The organism is Paenibacillus sp. KS1 (genome assembly GCF_001680695.1).
In the GTDB taxonomy this organism is placed as follows: Bacteria; Bacillota; Bacilli; order Paenibacillales; family Paenibacillaceae; genus Paenibacillus_B; species Paenibacillus_B suaedae.
On record NZ_MAIS01000002.1, the window covers coordinates 1 to 16,901 of the forward strand.

The window sequence follows — 16,901 nt, forward strand, 5'->3', positions numbered from 1 at the left end:
CTTGGTCTTGGTCTTGGTCTTGGTCTTGGTTTTTGCTTCGGCATTTGGCATTTGGCTTCGACCGACAGCATTTTACGGCGTTGGTGAGATCAATGCAACTAATTGAACACACTTATCTGCGCGTACTACTATTTTGTACAATGTGAATGGACAAACAAGAGAAATGTCTATACAAAGGTGGACAAAGACAATAGTATGTCCTCCACACCTGAATTTCTATATATAGAAACAATTACGAACATATATCACCATATATAGATGAAAAGGGCTTCGAGGAAGATACCTCTCCTCCGAAAATGTGTCCACTATTTGAAAGACATTTCAGTGTTTTTTTCCTCCGTAAGAGGACAAATTACACACCCAAATGCTATCACTAGACAAACAACACAAACAACAAGAGCCCTGTGGATACACCAGAGGAATTCCTTCAATGTTGGAATTAGGTTCTGGCCTCCATAGGGCTCTATAACTTTTGCAACTAATCTGAATTGTATGCTGCTCCGTTTATCTCAAACCATTTACAAGATCAGAGGATGTGATTATTCGTCTTCGCCAATGATGCGAACTTCAGTTTCGAGCTCGACGCCGAATCGTTCGTTAACTGTCTTTTGTACGTGGCGAATAAGAGAGATATATTCGCCTGCAGTCGCATTGTCCACGTTAACGATGAATCCTGCATGCTTCGTGGATACTTCAGCACCACCCAAACGCGTTCCCTGCAGACCGGATTCTTGAATGAGCTGTCCCGCGTAATGCCCCGGAGGACGTTTAAAGACACTGCCGCAAGATGGATATTCAAGCGGCTGCTTCGATTCACGCAAAAATGTGAGTTCATCCATCTTCGCCTTAATTGCATCATATTCTCCCGGCACAAGTGAGAACGTTGCTTCTAGCACCATATATCCTTTCGGACCGATGTTGCTGCGGCGATATCCTAATTCAAGCTGCTCCTTGGTAAGCCGAACTAGCTCCCCTTCCGGCGTAAGCACCAGCGTACTTTCTAATACATCCGCAATCTCTCCGCCGTATGCACCAGCATTCATGTACAATGCTCCACCTACAGAACCCGGTATGCCGCAAGCGAATTCAAGTCCCGACAAATGATGCTCCCGCGCGGCACGCGATACGTCGATAATTGCCGCACCGCTCTGCGCGATGATCTGATCTCCGTGGCGTTCGATTTTGTTCAACTTGTTCAAATTGACAACAATTCCTCGAATTCCGCCATCCTTCACGATTAGATTGGAGCCGAATCCAAGGATCGTTAGCGGCAGTTCATGCTGACGTGCGAAATCAATGACAACTTGCAGCCCTTCGTAATTATCGGGCGTTACATACAAATCGGCCTTGCCACCCATTCGGGTATAAGTATGTTCTTTAAGCCATTCACCTTGTTTTATCGAATCTTCCGCAATCCGTTTACATAATTCATGATACCGTTCTGAGAGGTTATGCATGCTATTCCATCCTTACTTATCTTATTCATTCAACCTTACCATTACATTCATTTCACATTAACATCCATTATAGCCATACCAATACGAGAGTGTTCGCCTATGTGAAGCTCTCTATCGTTGTATGGACGTTCCCTTACATACATTCCAGTATATCAAATTTTCTCAGACAATTAAGATGGCAAAAGTCACCCCTTGTCCAAGCCCGCATGTATGCCCCTAGTCTCATGAAAGATAATCAGTACGTGGAGCCACTACTCCAACATATGCACGAACATGGGCGAATGGCAACAATAGTGAGGGCGGCGCATTGATAGTGAAGCTGCAAATGATGCAAAAGCCTGTTACATGCAAATAAGAACAAGTTCTGATGATACGCAATCAAGATGCAACTGATTCGAAACGGCGTTAATGCTCTGCTGATGCCGCTCAATCATAGATAGAGATGATTCGCAAATGCGTTACACGCAAACATAAATAGAGACACAGAACCAAAAGGGTAGATGATTCATCGCTGCATTGCATGCAAACATAAATAGATAACACCGGATCAAAGAGGTAAATGGTTCTTCGCTGTGTTACATGCAAGCATAAATGATAACACCAAATCAAAGAGGTAGATGATTCTTCGCCGTGTTGCATGCAAACATAAATAGATGACACCAAATCAAAGAGGTAAATGATTCTTCGTTGTGTTACATGTAAACATAAATTGAATCAAAGGGGTAGATGATTCATACGTAACATGCAAGCATAAATAAGATTTGAGACCTTATCATCGAAGTTGTCTTGATGATTGAAATACGCTCGTTCCATACAGTGGCATAGTACGGTTACAAGTATGCTTTCAACGAATGTCCATTTCTTCATTCATGATCCAAGGTCATTACTGGGAAATAGGAAGGCGGAAGGTGCAGAAGGTGTGAATGTACTCAGAAGCAACAAAAGCCGCCTATCCAAGTAGGCGGCCCAGCTCTATTATCCTGCTACATCTCTCTTTGTAAAGGTAAGCCAAGAAACAACGTGAAATGCAAGGAAGTAAACAATCAGCACGGCAATCGAGAAGCCGAGCGTCATATCCGGGCGGAGTGGTGTTCCCTCGAAATACGGACGGAGGTCGATATTGGCGAACAGTATATACTTCCCCCAGCTATAATGCGCGAAGAGCGCTGCCATATTTCCGCCAATGAGCAAAAAGCACAGGGAAAATGCGATAGCCATAGACGAGCTGCGGAATGCAGCAGATATCATAAAGGCCAACGTCACAAACATAACTAGCTCAATGATACTGAACCCATAATCCTTCAGCAGCGCAAGCAGCCTCGAACTTTCCACAATTGCACCGTCTTCTCCGATACCCATGAGTGGCTGTGAGAAACCCCCGAAGCCCTCAACAACGCCTCCAACCAAAAAGGCGAATAGAATATTGATTGCAATAAGAACAAATGCAAATTGGAGGGTAGCCGCATACTTGCTCAGTAATATGCGGGTGCGTGAGGCTGGCCCAACGAGCAATAACTTGATCGTCCCCCACGAATGTTCGGCAGCGAACATATCAGCTGCAATCACAACAGTAAATAGAATAACAACCAGCATCAGCTTCGAAGAAAGATTCACGATGCTCCATATGTTCAAGGCATGCGGATTACGATTATGCTCCATGTAGTATTCATTGAGCTGGATCCGGTTCGTTAACTCCTGCTTCGCGTCCGGACCAATATTTCCACTGGTGTCTGCAAGTTGCTGCTTCAAATGTTCATTGGATTTGACAAGATATTGCTGCCATCCCTCACCCTTGCGAGGATCTTTGTCAATTTCCATAATACCGGTCAGCAGCACAATAACAGCCATAAGTATTCCGATCATAATCCATGTACGAGGGCGCCGATATATCTTCATATTCTCGTTCTGAATGAGATTGTAGTAGCTAGACAATACGCTCCCCTCCTGTCAGCTCCAAAAATTGATCTTCCAATGACAGATTCGCCGCTTGAATGCCGTACACATCGATGTCTGCATGCACGAGCGCCCTTGTCAGGTCAGGCACCCGCTTGCGCCCTGCCGAAATATGAAGCTGGCCTTCATCAACATGCATATCAAGATCGGGCATCATTGCAGATAGCATCTCCCAAGCTGCCCTCGGGTTGTCGACATCAATCACGATATGCTGCGTATCCGCTTTCTCCTTCAATTGCCTCATCGAGCGAACATCGATCAGCTTGCCAGTCTGGATGATCGCAACTCGATCACACATCAGCTCCATCTCGGACAATAAATGAGAGGATACGACGACACTGATGCCTTCTTGATGCGCCAAGTTGCACAAATAATCTCGCAGCTCACGGATCCCCGCTGGATCCAGCCCATTCGTTGGCTCATCGAGAATTAATACGGAAGGCTTGTGCAACAGCGCTTGAGCGACACCAAGCCGTTGCCGCATACCCAGTGAATAGCGCTTTACTTTCTCATGAATGCGATTTTCCAACCCAACGAGCTTCACGACCTCGTCAATCCGCTCTTTCGTTATGCCCGAATGTCTTCGTCCGTAATATACGAGATTTTGATACCCTGTCAAAAACTTATACATCTCTGGATTTTCAACTATCGCTCCAATATGGGTCATTGCCTGCTCGAACTCCTTGTGCACAGGAATTCCTTTCACGTAGATTTCACCAGATGTCATCGAAATTAAACCCACAATCATCCGAATCGTTGTCGTCTTGCCCGCCCCATTGGGACCCAGAAATCCAAATACTTCTCCCGCCGGAACATCAAATGACATCTGATCCACAATCGTGCGCTTGCCAATTTGTTTGGTTACATTGCGGAGCTGAAGGACTGCTTCTGAGCTCATAAGATCCGAACCTCCCACCAGAATTCTAACCCTCTGAACCTATATCTTCCGAATAATATTAAATAGCATTAACTAAGGACGACTCTCTCAACCAGCAGCAAAATCTATATTTTTTATCGGCGTGTGTGTATATGTGTAAATGTTCGAATAATTAGATAGCAAAGTACAGCGCCAACCCCGGCTCCGCACACATATCCAATCCTTCCCGGATAAAAAAACTCATAACCCAAATATCCCCCGTATAGCGCCGCACATATGACACCTAACACAGTATAAGCCTTTTCTATAACAGGGAATACAAACTGCTTGCCGTTATTCTCCGTACGATTGCGGGAGTACAGCCACATGCCAGCGAGTAATAACAATATCGAAACGATACTTATAAACCCATACGAATATCCAGACCCTTCATGAATGATCCATTCCCCTACATTAAAGAAACTGTCCCATCCTCCACCGTCCAGCACAGATTGAGCGGATTCCGACACAGGAATCATGAATATATGAATGAATTTCCCTATGACAAACCGCAAAAAATCAAATAGAGTCATGCACAACAGAAACATCAACGCCTGCATCGACCATGTACCTGTAAAGGATCCTAGGAACAAGGTAAGCGTGTATATGGATACTGCTACAAAAATCATATGGAGTCCTCGTACAACTATCTCCCCTATAGAGACATATTCACTTACATGCGAGGATGCGAGCACCACGAAATCTAATCCCAGTGTAATAACAATTGTGCTCACAATGTACACAATACCAATCATCCATTTGGTCAAATACAATATCCATCTTGGATAAGGCAGGGCAAACATATGCTCATTCACCTGATTTCGCCGTTCCTGACCTAATAGCCAAATAGACAATACAAAGCTACCAAGGATGATAAAAATCAAACCACCGCCATAATCGTTATACAGATTATCGCCTGCACGGCCATCTTGAAATACATAGGTAACATTCTTAACAAATGTATCCCTCATCGACTTAGAAGCCCACCACAACTTCCACATATGCGTATAAACGATAGGAAAAAAACTCGCCAGCAGCATGAGCCACAGCAGTACGCGTGTCTGACGATATTCCTTCCACCAGAGCGCCTTTACGAACAGCTTATGCTTCATCATCGTTACCTCCCGCCTTCCCGATAAACCAATCCTCTAGCGTCAATGGGAGCTCATCGACGAGCAGCGGCTTCATCTCTTGCAATTCTGCCATTGCTTCATTCGACTCTAGGATAACCGTATATACACGGCCGACCTGTTGTAGAACGAACACATCTTCCCGATGCAGCCACATCGGAGATTTATCCCCGTTAAATACAACCTGCAGCTTCTTCATCTGCTCGCGCAAAAGCTCCAGTTCCCATATATCATCCGTTCTCCCATCTCGCAGCAGAACCACAGAATCGGCAATCCGATCAAGCTCACTGAGCATATGTGACGAGATGACAATGGAATTGTTCTCATGGAGCGAGTCGACAATTAAGCTGAGGAGCTGTTTCTTAGCAACGGCATCGACGCCATTCGTCGGTTCGTCGAATAGGATCAACCCCGCCTTCGTTGCAAGACCAAGCGCCGTACTGAACAGCATCTTCATCCCTTTGGACAAGGTGCGAACTCGCTTGTGCATCGGCAGCTTGAACCGCTCCATCGCCGACGTAAAGAAGAACAAATCGAATTTGGGATAGATCATTCCGTACCACGCAGCACATTCCCGAATCGTGTACATTTCTAGCGCAGTTGGAGCATCGGGTACGAATACAACATCCTGCTTGCATGCCGCATGTGTGTGCGTGTGAATATCCTTGCTGTCATACGATACACTGCCCTGATCTGGGTCGTATACCCCAACCAACGTCCGCAGTAAGGTGGTCTTACCCTCTCCATTCCGTCCTACGAGTCCAATGATTTTCCCTGGTTCAATCGTAAAGCTTACTCCGCGAAGTATCGGTTTCCCATCTATTGCTTTATGGACATCCGTCACTCGCATCATGATTCATCCCTCCACCATTCCTCCGAAGCTTGCTCCACCATCTCTATAAATTCCTTCCGTTCCAGCCCCAAATGTTTCGCTTCAACGGCGATGCGGTTCAATTCATCCTTCAGCTTCGTCATTCGTTCATTCGCCATCCGAGGGACAGGTGTATCCGCAATGAATGTTCCTTTGCCTCGAACCGTCACAATTACTCCTTGGCGCTCTAATTCCTGATAAGACTTGCTCACTGTATTTGGATTTACTAACAGCATTGTCGACAACTCCCTCACGGACGGCACCTTGTCTCCGCTTTGCAGCGCTCCCTGCGCAACTAGAGCCTTCATCTGTTCGACGATTTGCTCATAAATCGGCATAGCGCTCTGTTCATGTAATCGAAACATGGCAGCCTCCTTTCACATTTGCAATCACGTAGCAACTTCAAATAGATTCGTTTACAAGTGTACTACTTCAACTAGTACACATAGTACACCTGTAAACCTAAATATGTCAATACATTTATTGGAATACCATGCACCATTTTTCTTATTCTGTGTTACAATATGGCTGGATATTATCAGACCAAGGGGGTCGGATTAATGAGACATTCATTCACGCTCACATGGGAAGGGCAAGAACGCATTTTGCGAGGCGATGCCTTCACCCCTGGCAGCACCTTCAATTCAAAGGAAAAGCCAAAGACAGGTGTGCTTCTTGTAGCCCACGGCTACAAGGGATTCAAGGATTGGGGCATGTTCCCTTATGTTGGTGAACAGCTAGCTGAACGTAGCGGACTCTTGACCCTAACCTTCAACTTCACATATAACGGTGTCGGCCCTTCGCTCGATCGCTTCGATGAACCTGAGCGATTTGCCGTTAACACCTATCAGCGAGAGCAGGAAGATATAGATCGTCTCTTCCACTGGGTACGTTCAGATAAATTTGGCCAGTGGATAATTTCTGAAAGAATCGAATATGATGTATTGCCGGAGACACCCATTTACTTGCTCGGACATAGCCGTGGAGGCGCAAGCAGTCTGCTCTATGCACTCGACCACCCGGATGCGGTAAGTGGCGTAATTTCGTGGAATGGTGTTACGCATATGGATTTGTTCACGGAACAACAGAAGGAGGAGATGAGGCAATCCGGGCGTTCTGCCGTTATTAATGCCCGCACCAAAGAGGCATTGCCATTAGATCGAGTTATGCTGGAGGATTTGGAGGCTAATGTGGAGAGATATGCATTGATTGAACGTATGAAGAAGGCTCATTTCCCCCTGCTTCTCGTTCAAGGCTCCGATGATTTGCCTGGATTCCGCGAGGGATCGGCACAGCTAATTGATAACTATCCTGCAGCGAAATGGATAACCATTGATAATGCCGGACACACATTTAATACGATTCATCCCTTCCAAGGCACGACCCCAGCACTTGAAGCTGCAATCGAGGCTACCTCGGACTGGCTTCATCACCACCCACATTGACTGCCAGCGAAGAACGACAGTACAACCTGAACGTAATCTGCTTGAACCATCGTGATGATTATTGCTTGCATGATAGATGCAGCATTAGAGTATAAGACAGGAGTTGCCTAATTGCCATGTTATCGAAACAACAGCTGATTACGGTCATTATGACTACCATTGCAGGACTAACTGCAGCTTACTTGCTTCATGTTCCACTCCTTATTGGGTTTGCACTCGGCTTCATCGTTCTCACCATCTTATCTCGTCGCCAAGGCAATACATGGACTTCTCTGCTTCGTTATATGAGGGATGGAGCCAAGCATACACTTGGGGTAGCTTGGATACTTATTATGGTCGGACTTATGATTCCCGCATGGACCATAAGCGGAACGATCCCTTATCTTATCGAACAGGGGTTGTCTTGGATCGATCCTGCTTATATGACAACACTCACGTTCTGGTTCTCCACGATCTTCTCCATGCTGCTCGGGACTTCAACTGGGACACTTAGTGCTGTAGGCATCCCTATGATGGGGGTAGCTGCGATTGCGGGCGTTCCATTGCCGCTTATGGCAGGGGCACTCGTCTCCGGCGCATTTGTCGGAGACCGGACATCGCCATTCTCCAGCACGCATCGTCTTGTCGCGGACTCTACAGGGACGAGTGTCGGTCGCCAATACCCAGCTCTCGTGCCTACCACGCTGCTGGCACTGGCTTCAGCGACTGCATTCTTCATGTGGTTCGATACACAGGGGAAGTGGACTGTACCAGAACAAGCACTGCGCATGGAATCATTCCATAGCCACTTCACCTTCAGTCCTTGGCTGTTCGCTCCAGCTGCTGTCTTGATTATCGCAATCGTATTCCGACTGCAGGCTCGTATTGCTTTTACCCTGTCCATTATTGTTGCTCTGGTGATCGGTATATGGCTGCAAGGCGCGACACCAGCCGAATGGATGAATGGATTCTTGTTCGGATATGAAAATACCGAGCTCCCTTCCCTTCATACGAAGGGAGTACTGCATATGATTGAGCTTGTCCTATTTATTATGATCGCGGGTGCTTTTAATGGCATATTGGAGGCTACTCGTTCGCTGGAGCCGTATATCGCTGCCTTTATTGGGCGCAACAGCGCTCTGCCAGGAGCAACCATCCGTGTCGGCTTATTTGGATTGTCGTTATCCCTTGTATCGTGCACACAGACACTACCAATCATGATGGCTGGCCGGAGCGTGATGCCGCTGTGGTCGGAACGTTTCCCGAAGGAACAACTCGCAAGGGTGATCGCGGACAGCGCGCTCGTCTTTGCCGCTATTATCCCTTGGAACCTGCTTGCGGTACTATGCGGCACGATATTGGGCATTCCCGTTCATCAATATGCACCGTTCGCAGTCTTCCTCTGGGTTATTCCAATCTGGACACTGCTCTTATCATGGGTAATTGGGCACAGACGCCCACGCAAGCTGAAACCGGCACCTGCTCCAACGGTGCAAGGATTATAACCGTGACTCCAATATAAGATCATGGCGAAGAGAATCATCTAAAAAGCGATAACAATATAAATAAACCGGTTCTACTATGCAGCAGGAACCGGTTTATTTATTTCTGCTTTATTGTTTCTATACAGTGTTATTTTGAATATGTGACGTAGCCTAACTGCTGCTGATGCTCCCACTTCCTGTTTTTCAAGCCGCAATTCCGAAGCTTCCCGATGTCGCCAATTCGCCAAGCTTATTGCTTGCCATGAGTAACCTGAACGGGATTCGAATTATTCCTTGCTCCTACCGCCTTAATTACGAAGCGATAGCTCTGCTTAGAATCCATGTTCTTAAGCACATAACTATATTCGGCTTGATTTGGAAGGGCCGGGACATACAGACTCCAATTTTTCCCAACCTTATCATCCTGCTCATATATTCGGAAACCTCTAACAGGCTCTGATGCAACAGCAGGACGACTCCACGACAGAACCGCATCTCTGCTCTCGAACTTCAGGTGGGCTTGCTCCACTTTGCCAGGCTTGCCGTCCGTTCTTTTAATGCTGTACTCGTCGTATTTCTTAACCCCTTCGTTCTTTGCCGCCGTATAGGACGTGAATTTCAAAACATCGTTCGATATCGAAACATCAGTGAACATCTTTTTGAACGGCTGTGCGTCAATGACTGCAAAATAATCGTCATACCCCGGATGTTTTTCGTAAAATTTCCCGCCTACTGAGTTTGTCATGAGGTACACGGAGCCTTTCGGATCGACTACATTTCCCTCTTTATCCTTCACCACGTTTTTGATCGGCTTATCATTGATCATTTGGTAGGATCTCATATACATATGGTCATGGGCTTCGAACACAATATCAATTCCCAGCTCATCGAATACGGGTACCAAGTATTTTTTGTAGAACTGGATTCGGCCATCTTCCCATTGTCCAGCATTGTCTCCTGCCGAGTAAGGGCCTTTGTGGAGCGACACGAACTTCCATTTCTTATCAGTCTTCGCAACCTGATTTCTCATCCAGTCCAATTGAGCGTTGAATTCGGGATCCACCCACTCTAGTTCTCCTTTTTTATTCAATCCGCCCTCAAACTGGGAATTGAATTGCATGAAGAGCGCGTCCCCATATTCGAACGCATATACGGAACCGTCGTGAGTACCTTTCACTACATCCTTCGGCAAGTTAAAATGGTTGTAGAAATTATTGTTGTCCGTAGTTTCGTCCCCATCGTAATCTCTCACCTCATGGCCGCCAAGCACGGGCACAAGCGGCACTCGGGCAAGTTCCTGCTGAGGGAGGCCCAGAAACCACTGCCACTGTGATTCCAAATCACCATTGTCGACCAAATCCCCGGTTAATATAAAGAACTTCGGATCCACGATATGCTCGATCGCTCTGCGGAACGTATCCTGCCAGAGTTCGAATGTGGACTTGCTGGAGGCTTGCGAATCCGATCCTACGATAAAATGAAAATCTCGATTGTCTGCGTGATCCGTAGTAAATGAGCCGATAGCTCCCCATCCGTCCGCATCCCCATTTCCTGCCCGATAACGATATGACGTCCCCGGCTTGAGATTATCAGCCGTGACCTTATGGCTTGCGAATTTCGTTTTTTTCTTGGAGGATCGATCGCCTTTTACCATGAATGTCTCGATAATTTCGGAACTTCCCGTATAAGTAGTCGCCTTAGCTTCCGGAAATGTGCCGTTCTCCATTTCGGAGGCTTCCACCACCTGCAGCTTCGTGCCAGATACCTCCTTCGGCGTATACCAAGCAAACGCCAGGCTTGTCTTGGTTCCTCCATTGAAGGTCATGTTTAATAACTGCGGCGCCTTGAGTGAGCTGTTCGTTTTGGGTACGCCATGAACAACGATATCCTTGATTCGACTTGAGCCGGTATCGCTTATCGAGCCGCTGCCTGACACTTTTGAATCAGAGTTTACGACCCAACGAATATATAATCGCTCCCGATCGGCTGCACCGCTTGGCAGCGCAATACCGTTTAACGAGCTGGCAGAACTGTATTCCGTGCCTAGCACAAGTGTGCCTTTTTCAACGTCCGTCCACTTGGCCAGATCCGTGCTAATTTGGAGCTTGAAGTCCCTAGGCCCAGTACTGGAGGACTTCTGCTGCGAAGATACTGTAATTTGCTCCAGTCCCTTCGTCGACAAGGCGGCTAGCCATGCTTTCTTGCCTTTGCCCTTGTCCCAACCTTGATAACGGATGCTCTTTTCGTTCTCATCGAATGTAAATCCTATTCTGGAACTCCCACCGACCTCCTGGATAAGCGTAGCGGAATCTTTGGATAAACCGAATGCAGCATAGAAGATGCCAGGATCGTTCTTTAGGTTTGCAAATTCCCATTTAGCCACAATCTCTGCACTTGCAGACACGTTCAGTTCTTCCTCCGCGCGAGCAGAACTCATGCTGGAGACTGCCAGCATAATAACCGCTAGCCATACCGACAACACGCGATAACCATTCGCCAATTTAATACGCTGCTTTGCCATTCCATCGCCTCTTCCCATTCAATGAATTGAGTTCCTTGATATTGAATAGATAACAGAAAAATACAAAACTAGCCACTTATATTATACATATTATGGAATAAATGGGCTACTGAATTATTACCGTATTGCATAAGCCGTCACAGTCCGTTCACTTGTTTTTTGGTTCGATCTGATAGAATACGGGTAATTCTCAGAATAACATTCTTCAGCGCAGCAGCGCACTCACGCTGTACGCAGACACAGTCAGCAAGGAGGATACCTATGACGACTCTATATTCGGACTTACGCACGAATGCCAATGTCAAACACTCTATTTCTACACTCCAGCATCTCCTAGCGTCACTTACTCAGCAAGAAGTCATCACATGTCATCTCCCATTCATCGAGCATACGCTTTATCCTGAATATTCGATTTTCATATATACAGAACAGCAGCTTAATCATCCAGAATCTCCATTCCGTTTGAAACGCAAGCTTCAGGAAGATGAAGTTGTCATCGCCTATTTAGAATCCCGCGGGTTGCTCGTTGCCGCTGGCTCTGAATCTGCATTGTCTACAGCTTGCCTGAAACTAGGCAGCCTGTTTGAGGAACAGTGCGCAGTACAGCCGCAGGCCGCACGCCCTCGATTAAAAGAAATATTCTGGCAGGGCGTATCCCATGATGCACATCCTCGCGCGATATAACCGAAAGTGAAGGCGAATAAAGCAGGCATGCATGATACCGAGTAGTTCGGAAAGCGTCCAATGTATACAAAAAGGCAAGCATCAAGTGCGATGCTTGCCTTCTGTAATAGGTAACTGCTTTTCAGCGGCGTACCTGTTATTTCGTTCTGTTAAATGCCGGGAATCGGGGAACGCTTATGTTCCGTCTTCTGATATTGGCGCTCGATCTTCTCGCGCACGTCATCCGGTATGTTCTTACCTTCGAGATAGTCGCTATTATGCTCGTACGTAATGCCAAGCTCCTTCTCATCGGTTTGGCCTTCCCACAGGCCTGCTGTTGGCGCCTTATCAATGACGCTAGCAGGGACACCAATATGCTTCGCGAGTTGGCGCACTTGACGCTTATTCAGAGAAGACAATGGCGTAATGTCCACTGCTCCGTCTCCCCACTTCGTATAGAAGCCAGTCAACGCCTCAGAAGCGTGATCAGTACCTACAACTAGCAAATTCAGATCAAAGGCAAGCGCGTACTGCACAACCATCCGAGTACGAGCCTTCATATTTCCCTTATTTGGAACACTCAAGGAACGTGCTTCCGGCAGCTGCTTAAGCGCCGCTTCTACCTCTTGGGCGGCTTCATCAACCGCTTTAGCAATATTCGTCTCTACCGTATGCTTCAGATTGAATGCTTGCGCGGTTGCATAGCTGTCAGAAATATCTGCCTGGGTACCATAAGGCTGGAACACGCCAAGCGTCATATACTCCTTGCCTGTCTCTGCAGTCAATTCATCCGTCGCCTGCTTGCATAATCCCGTCGCAACCGCACTGTCAATCCCGCCGCTAATCGCGATCAGAAGCCCCTTCGTTCCTGTATTCAACACATACTGCTTCAAGAAGTCGACCCGCTTGCGCACCTCAGCATCTGGATCGATCTGTGTCTGCACGTTGAAGCGCTTGATAATCTCTTGCTGTAAACTCATTATTTCGTCCCCTTCCTACAAGCATCCGTGCTTGGCCTACAATTCTATAGAAAATCCCCGCATCACAAGATGCGGGGCATAGTTAACTTAGCGGCAGAACTTATCGTATGCAGCCGTCAGATCAGCAGCAATCTCATCTGCTGAACGATTCTCTACTTGATGACGCTCGATGAAATGCACCAGCTCGCCATCCTTCATCAAAGCGATCGATGGAGAAGAAGGCGGATATGGCGCAAAGTATTCGCGAGCCTTCGCCGTTGCTTCCTTATCTTGCCCAGCAAATACGGTGAACAAGTGGTCAGGTGTAGCATCATTCTCTAACGACTTGCGTACGCCTGGACGGCACAGTCCAGCGGCACAACCGCATACTGAATTGACAACAACAAGTGCTGTTCCCTTCGCTGTAGCCAGCTTCTCTTCCACTTCCTCTGGTGTTCGCAATTCAACGCAGCCGATGGAAGTTAACTCGTCACGCATAGGTTGAACCATATCACGCATATATTGCTCAAAAGACATGGACATCCGTACTTCACTCCTACTCTATAAATAATTCCGTTGTCAGTGATGGATGAGTACCATCGGACACTGTCGCTACTATTGTAACCATTTGTAGTGAAGTAAAGCAAGGGAAAGCCGAAACCGATAACGGTTCCGGCTCGCTGACTTCTACCAGTTAGGCCCTCATTACTGAGGAAGCTCCATGACCGAAGATCGCATCCTTCTACGTAGAAGGGCGATTCGGGCCATTCAACTTCTTATCGACTCCGCAGGTATCATTCGCAGCGCTGTTTTGCTTGTCTTGCTTGCGCTGTTCCTTTGAATCTTGGCTCATCGCATAGGCCTCCTTTTCACAAAGTCGGTTCTATTATGCTCAGGCAGCAACTGACCTATCCTTGTGATGCAGGAGGCTCTACAGGCATTGCAGCCTCATCCTGCGTATTCTTATGCAACACTACCCTTTCTCTACTGCGGGTTACCATATAACCTGCCACTAGCATTGCACTGTAGATCCACTGCTCCGCTGTTAAGTACATCCATGTTGAACCATCGCCATATGCATAACTTCCAAGCATGCCGACCACACCGCATACAACAAAGGCGATCTGTGCGTCAATAAGCGATCCGAGCCTTCTCTGACGAGACCAGAGCAAGGCCAGGAGAACGATACAACCGAGTGTCTCAGCCGGCGGTATTCCCTCCACCTGGAATCCGCTAAGCTGAAGTAGCGGTGTAAATCCCGGGGCCTGTCCACCATTAAGCGTATAGAGCCACCCATAAGCCGTTACGTAAGTCAACATACTATGCGACAATAGATCAATGAGCACGGGATAAGACAACTGATGCTTGCGTATGTATAAGGTCGTCCATACCATAATGCCGAGCACAAGCAGGATGTTCCCCTCTGTGGAAGTGCCTGTCATGTATAGCAGCGAACGAGGCTGCTTCCACAGGATTGAGGGCGTGTCCCATAGAAATCCGAACTTCTCATTGAGTATGACGACAAGGATAACCGTCATTGCCCAATCTCCATAACGTCGCGAGATACCACCTTCCGCGCGTGCCCGGAGCGCCACCGCCCCAGCTGCTAGAAGCAAAGAGAGCAGGCTAACGAGCAGTCCCCAATGAATTGTAAAATTGCCAAGCTGCATGACGCTCACCCTATCCACCTCCAAGCTTCATATTAGCGAAAGACTAGACTTGGTTCAATGCTTCCTCCTTATCCGGCTGTATATTCCCTAGTTGTACTGGATGCTGCGCATGTGAAGAGTCCCATGCAACTGCTGGAACATGAACCGGAGAGCGACTCGTCTGATGTAGGCGAAAGGCTGCCTCGAACACCGTTCCATCTTCCCCCGTATGCACCTCTATCGTTCCATCATGCTGTTCGACAATACTTAAGCACAACGGCAAGCCAAGGCCCGTACCCTTTGATTTCGTTGTGTAAAATGGCTCGAATAGCCGCTCCGCAATGTCGGCGGGAATACCAGGACCTGTATCTTGAATACGCAGCTGTACTCGCCCTCCAACAAGTCTTGTTTCGAGCGTAAGCACGGCTCCTGCTTCCATCGCTTCCATCGCCTCCATGGCGTTGCGCGACAGATTCAGAATAAGCTGCTTCATCTCCTTCACATTGACTGGGAAAATCGGCACATCTTCCGCAAGCTTCAACGCAATCTCTTGACCTCTCATATTTGCATCAGCCCAAAGCAATGGTGATAACTGACGAATAATGTCATGAAGGTGAATCTGTTCTTTCTCAATAATACGATTTTGCGCTAAAGCGAGAAAGTCGTTAATGATGCTGTTTGCTCTATCGATCTCTTCCATTACGATTCGATAGTATTCCTTCAAATGTGCGGGACTCTTCTCTTGGAGCAGCTGCATGAACCCACGAATAACCGCCATTGGATTACGAATTTCGTGCGTGATGCTTGCCGCCATCTGCCCGACTAAGCTTAAGCGATCCATCTTGCCCAGTTCTGCACGCAGCTTCGACAGCTCCGTAATATCATGCAGCATGCCGACAGCCCCTGTTATCGCTCCAGTAGTTTCGCTTCGAATCGCACTTGTACTAACAACGTACTCTCGTTCGTCCAACTTCACTACTACGCCTTCTATCTTCTCTCCCGCGAGTGCACGATACATGCCGTCGTACAAAGTTGGAAAATCCCCCACCTGTGTCAACAGGCAGCGAAAAGGACGGCCGAGAATGTCTCCCTTTGTCACATGAGGTGCTGCATTCTGCATGCTGCGCAGCATCATATCATTTACAGCGGTTATATTGGTCTGTGCATCAACCGCGATGACACCGAGCGGTGTCGTGTCTATTAATAGATTCAGCTTCTCTGCTTCTTCACGATATTTCGTAGAGACGATTTCGTATCCTTGTACAAGGAATAGCTTCTCCCTCGTCTCCTCCATATAGTACACAGCTAAGTAAGCGGTTAAGAGAAAGGCTGCTCCTAGCATGAGCATCGATAGAAGCATACTGCCATCAATGACTCGTTCATGTCTCCACAGCAGCACTCCATAAACCAAGGAATAGAGAACAATGCCCGCGAAGGAGAAGGACAAAATAATAGCGACACGTTGGCGGAATCCGGAATGACGGAAAGAATTAATAAAAGCAAACAATAGCGGGATCATATAAATGAGTGCATCACTCCACAGCTTCTGGGGATGCCCATCGTGATAGAAAAAACCAAGCATACCTAAATATAATCCAATCATGAGGAACCCAACCCGATATCCGCCATACATTACTCCGAGCATAAATGGCAAAAATCGAAAATCAAACGGCTGGGGCATTTCTGTATAGAAGGAAAATACGATGCACAACAGCATAGAAAAAGCAGAAGACAATCCTATGACGAGAGGGGCGCGGGACACCCGCTCTGGCTTCAAGGAGCAGACTTGATAGGCAATCGCTGGTATGCAGGCAATAAGGCTTTGCAGCAAGACTTCCTTAAGTGCTACGTACATACAGTTCTCCTCTGTTAGG

15 protein-coding genes are annotated in these 16,901 nt (G+C 47.2%); 3 read left to right on the forward strand and 12 right to left on the reverse strand.

The window, feature by feature from the left end; all coding sequences use genetic code 11:
* Positions 1-539: 539 nt before the first annotated feature.
* From murB to BBG47_RS00860, 6 genes are all read right to left on the reverse strand, one after another.
* Entirely contained in the window at positions 540-1,457 is a 918-nt protein-coding gene (gene murB, locus BBG47_RS00835) for a UDP-N-acetylmuramate dehydrogenase (protein ID WP_021256157.1), read from the reverse strand.
* A gap of 975 nt (positions 1,458-2,432) precedes the next feature.
* Positions 2,433-3,389, reverse strand: coding sequence for an ABC transporter permease (locus BBG47_RS00840; RefSeq protein ID WP_083189014.1), 957 nt, complete (start codon positions 3,387-3,389; stop codon positions 2,433-2,435).
* Positions 3,382-4,308: an ABC transporter ATP-binding protein gene (locus BBG47_RS00845; protein ID WP_065290142.1), complete on the reverse strand. Its 927-nt coding sequence runs from the start codon at positions 4,306-4,308 to the stop codon at positions 3,382-3,384. The genes BBG47_RS00840 and BBG47_RS00845 overlap by 8 nt, the downstream gene beginning before the upstream one ends.
* A 113-nt stretch (positions 4,309-4,421) precedes the next feature.
* The gene (locus BBG47_RS00850) at positions 4,422-5,441 is read right to left on the reverse strand and encodes an acetoin ABC transporter permease (protein ID WP_254659717.1); all 1,020 of its coding nucleotides are present in this window, start codon (positions 5,439-5,441) and stop codon (positions 4,422-4,424) included.
* Complete coding sequence (locus BBG47_RS00855) at positions 5,428-6,309, reverse strand: ABC transporter ATP-binding protein (protein ID WP_065290144.1); 882 nt, start codon at positions 6,307-6,309, stop codon at positions 5,428-5,430. Before BBG47_RS00855 ends, BBG47_RS00850 begins: the two co-directional genes overlap by 14 nt.
* Complete coding sequence (locus BBG47_RS00860; protein ID WP_021256162.1) at positions 6,306-6,692, reverse strand: GntR family transcriptional regulator; 387 nt, start codon at positions 6,690-6,692, stop codon at positions 6,306-6,308. The genes BBG47_RS00855 and BBG47_RS00860 overlap by 4 nt, the downstream gene beginning before the upstream one ends.
* A gap of 195 nt (positions 6,693-6,887) precedes the next feature.
* Between BBG47_RS00860 and BBG47_RS00865 the strand changes: the two genes are divergently transcribed.
* Positions 6,888-7,772, forward strand: coding sequence for an alpha/beta hydrolase family protein (locus BBG47_RS00865; RefSeq protein WP_065290145.1), 885 nt, complete (start codon positions 6,888-6,890; stop codon positions 7,770-7,772).
* 116 nt (positions 7,773-7,888) lie between these two features.
* A complete protein-coding gene (locus BBG47_RS00870) occupies positions 7,889-9,256 on the forward strand; it encodes a Na+/H+ antiporter NhaC family protein (protein ID WP_065290146.1) in 1,368 nt (455 codons plus the stop codon).
* 229 nt (positions 9,257-9,485) lie between these two features.
* On the opposite strand, the gene BBG47_RS00875 is transcribed toward BBG47_RS00870, so the two are convergent.
* Positions 9,486-11,756, reverse strand: coding sequence for a fibronectin type III domain-containing protein (locus BBG47_RS00875; RefSeq protein WP_065290147.1), 2,271 nt, complete (start codon positions 11,754-11,756; stop codon positions 9,486-9,488).
* A 261-nt stretch (positions 11,757-12,017) separates the two neighbouring features.
* Between BBG47_RS00875 and BBG47_RS00880 the strand changes: the two genes are divergently transcribed.
* Positions 12,018-12,440, forward strand: coding sequence for a hypothetical protein (locus BBG47_RS00880; protein WP_065290148.1), 423 nt, complete (start codon positions 12,018-12,020; stop codon positions 12,438-12,440).
* A gap of 149 nt (positions 12,441-12,589) precedes the next feature.
* Here the strand turns inward: BBG47_RS00880 and nadE are convergent, their stop codons facing one another.
* The 5 genes from nadE to BBG47_RS00900 all read right to left on the reverse strand — a co-directional run bounded on the left by nadE (position 12,590) and on the right by BBG47_RS00900 (position 16,882).
* On the reverse strand, positions 12,590-13,399 hold the full coding sequence (gene nadE / locus BBG47_RS00885) for an ammonia-dependent NAD(+) synthetase (protein WP_065290149.1): 810 nt from the start codon (positions 13,397-13,399) through the stop codon (positions 12,590-12,592).
* An 87-nt stretch (positions 13,400-13,486) separates the two neighbouring features.
* Complete coding sequence (locus BBG47_RS00890; protein WP_065290150.1) at positions 13,487-13,921, reverse strand: BrxA/BrxB family bacilliredoxin; 435 nt, start codon at positions 13,919-13,921, stop codon at positions 13,487-13,489.
* Between the two features lie 199 nt (positions 13,922-14,120).
* Entirely contained in the window at positions 14,121-14,231 is a 111-nt protein-coding gene (locus BBG47_RS30365) for a hypothetical protein (protein ID WP_005543361.1), read from the reverse strand.
* A gap of 55 nt (positions 14,232-14,286) precedes the next feature.
* Positions 14,287-15,048 (reverse strand): hypothetical protein, encoded by a 762-nt coding sequence (locus BBG47_RS00895; RefSeq protein WP_254659725.1) that lies wholly within the window; start codon positions 15,046-15,048, stop codon positions 14,287-14,289.
* 43 nt (positions 15,049-15,091) lie between these two features.
* Positions 15,092-16,882 carry a two-component system sensor histidine kinase NtrB gene (locus BBG47_RS00900; protein ID WP_065290152.1) on the reverse strand — a complete coding sequence of 597 codons (1,791 nt, stop codon included), beginning with the start codon at positions 16,880-16,882 and terminating at the stop codon, positions 15,092-15,094.
* Positions 16,883-16,901: the final 19 nt, after the last annotated feature.

Bases quoted from the DNA above. Each gene is read 5' to 3' on its own strand.
- BBG47_RS00895 (WP_254659725.1), bottom strand. From the start codon at position 15,048: ATGCAGCTTGGCAATTTTACAATTCATTGGGGACTGCTCGTTAGCCTG.
- BBG47_RS00865 (WP_065290145.1), top strand. From the start codon at position 6,888: ATGAGACATTCATTCACGCTCACATGGGAAGGGCAAGAACGCATTTTG.
- murB (WP_021256157.1), bottom strand. From the start codon at position 1,457: ATGCATAACCTCTCAGAACGGTATCATGAATTATGTAAACGGATTGCG.
- BBG47_RS00860 (WP_021256162.1), bottom strand. From the start codon at position 6,692: ATGTTTCGATTACATGAACAGAGCGCTATGCCGATTTATGAGCAAATC.
- BBG47_RS00850 (WP_254659717.1), bottom strand. From the start codon at position 5,441: ATGATGAAGCATAAGCTGTTCGTAAAGGCGCTCTGGTGGAAGGAATAT.
- BBG47_RS00855 (WP_065290144.1), bottom strand. From the start codon at position 6,309: ATGATGCGAGTGACGGATGTCCATAAAGCAATAGATGGGAAACCGATA.
- BBG47_RS30365 (WP_005543361.1), bottom strand. From the start codon at position 14,231: ATGAGCCAAGATTCAAAGGAACAGCGCAAGCAAGACAAGCAAAACAGC.
- nadE (WP_065290149.1), bottom strand. From the start codon at position 13,399: ATGAGTTTACAGCAAGAGATTATCAAGCGCTTCAACGTGCAGACACAG.
- BBG47_RS00900 (WP_065290152.1), bottom strand. From the start codon at position 16,882: ATGTACGTAGCACTTAAGGAAGTCTTGCTGCAAAGCCTTATTGCCTGC.
- BBG47_RS00880 (WP_065290148.1), top strand. From the start codon at position 12,018: ATGACGACTCTATATTCGGACTTACGCACGAATGCCAATGTCAAACAC.
- BBG47_RS00870 (WP_065290146.1), top strand. From the start codon at position 7,889: ATGTTATCGAAACAACAGCTGATTACGGTCATTATGACTACCATTGCA.
- BBG47_RS00875 (WP_065290147.1), bottom strand. From the start codon at position 11,756: ATGGCAAAGCAGCGTATTAAATTGGCGAATGGTTATCGCGTGTTGTCG.
- BBG47_RS00845 (WP_065290142.1), bottom strand. From the start codon at position 4,308: ATGAGCTCAGAAGCAGTCCTTCAGCTCCGCAATGTAACCAAACAAATT.
- BBG47_RS00890 (WP_065290150.1), bottom strand. From the start codon at position 13,921: ATGTCCATGTCTTTTGAGCAATATATGCGTGATATGGTTCAACCTATG.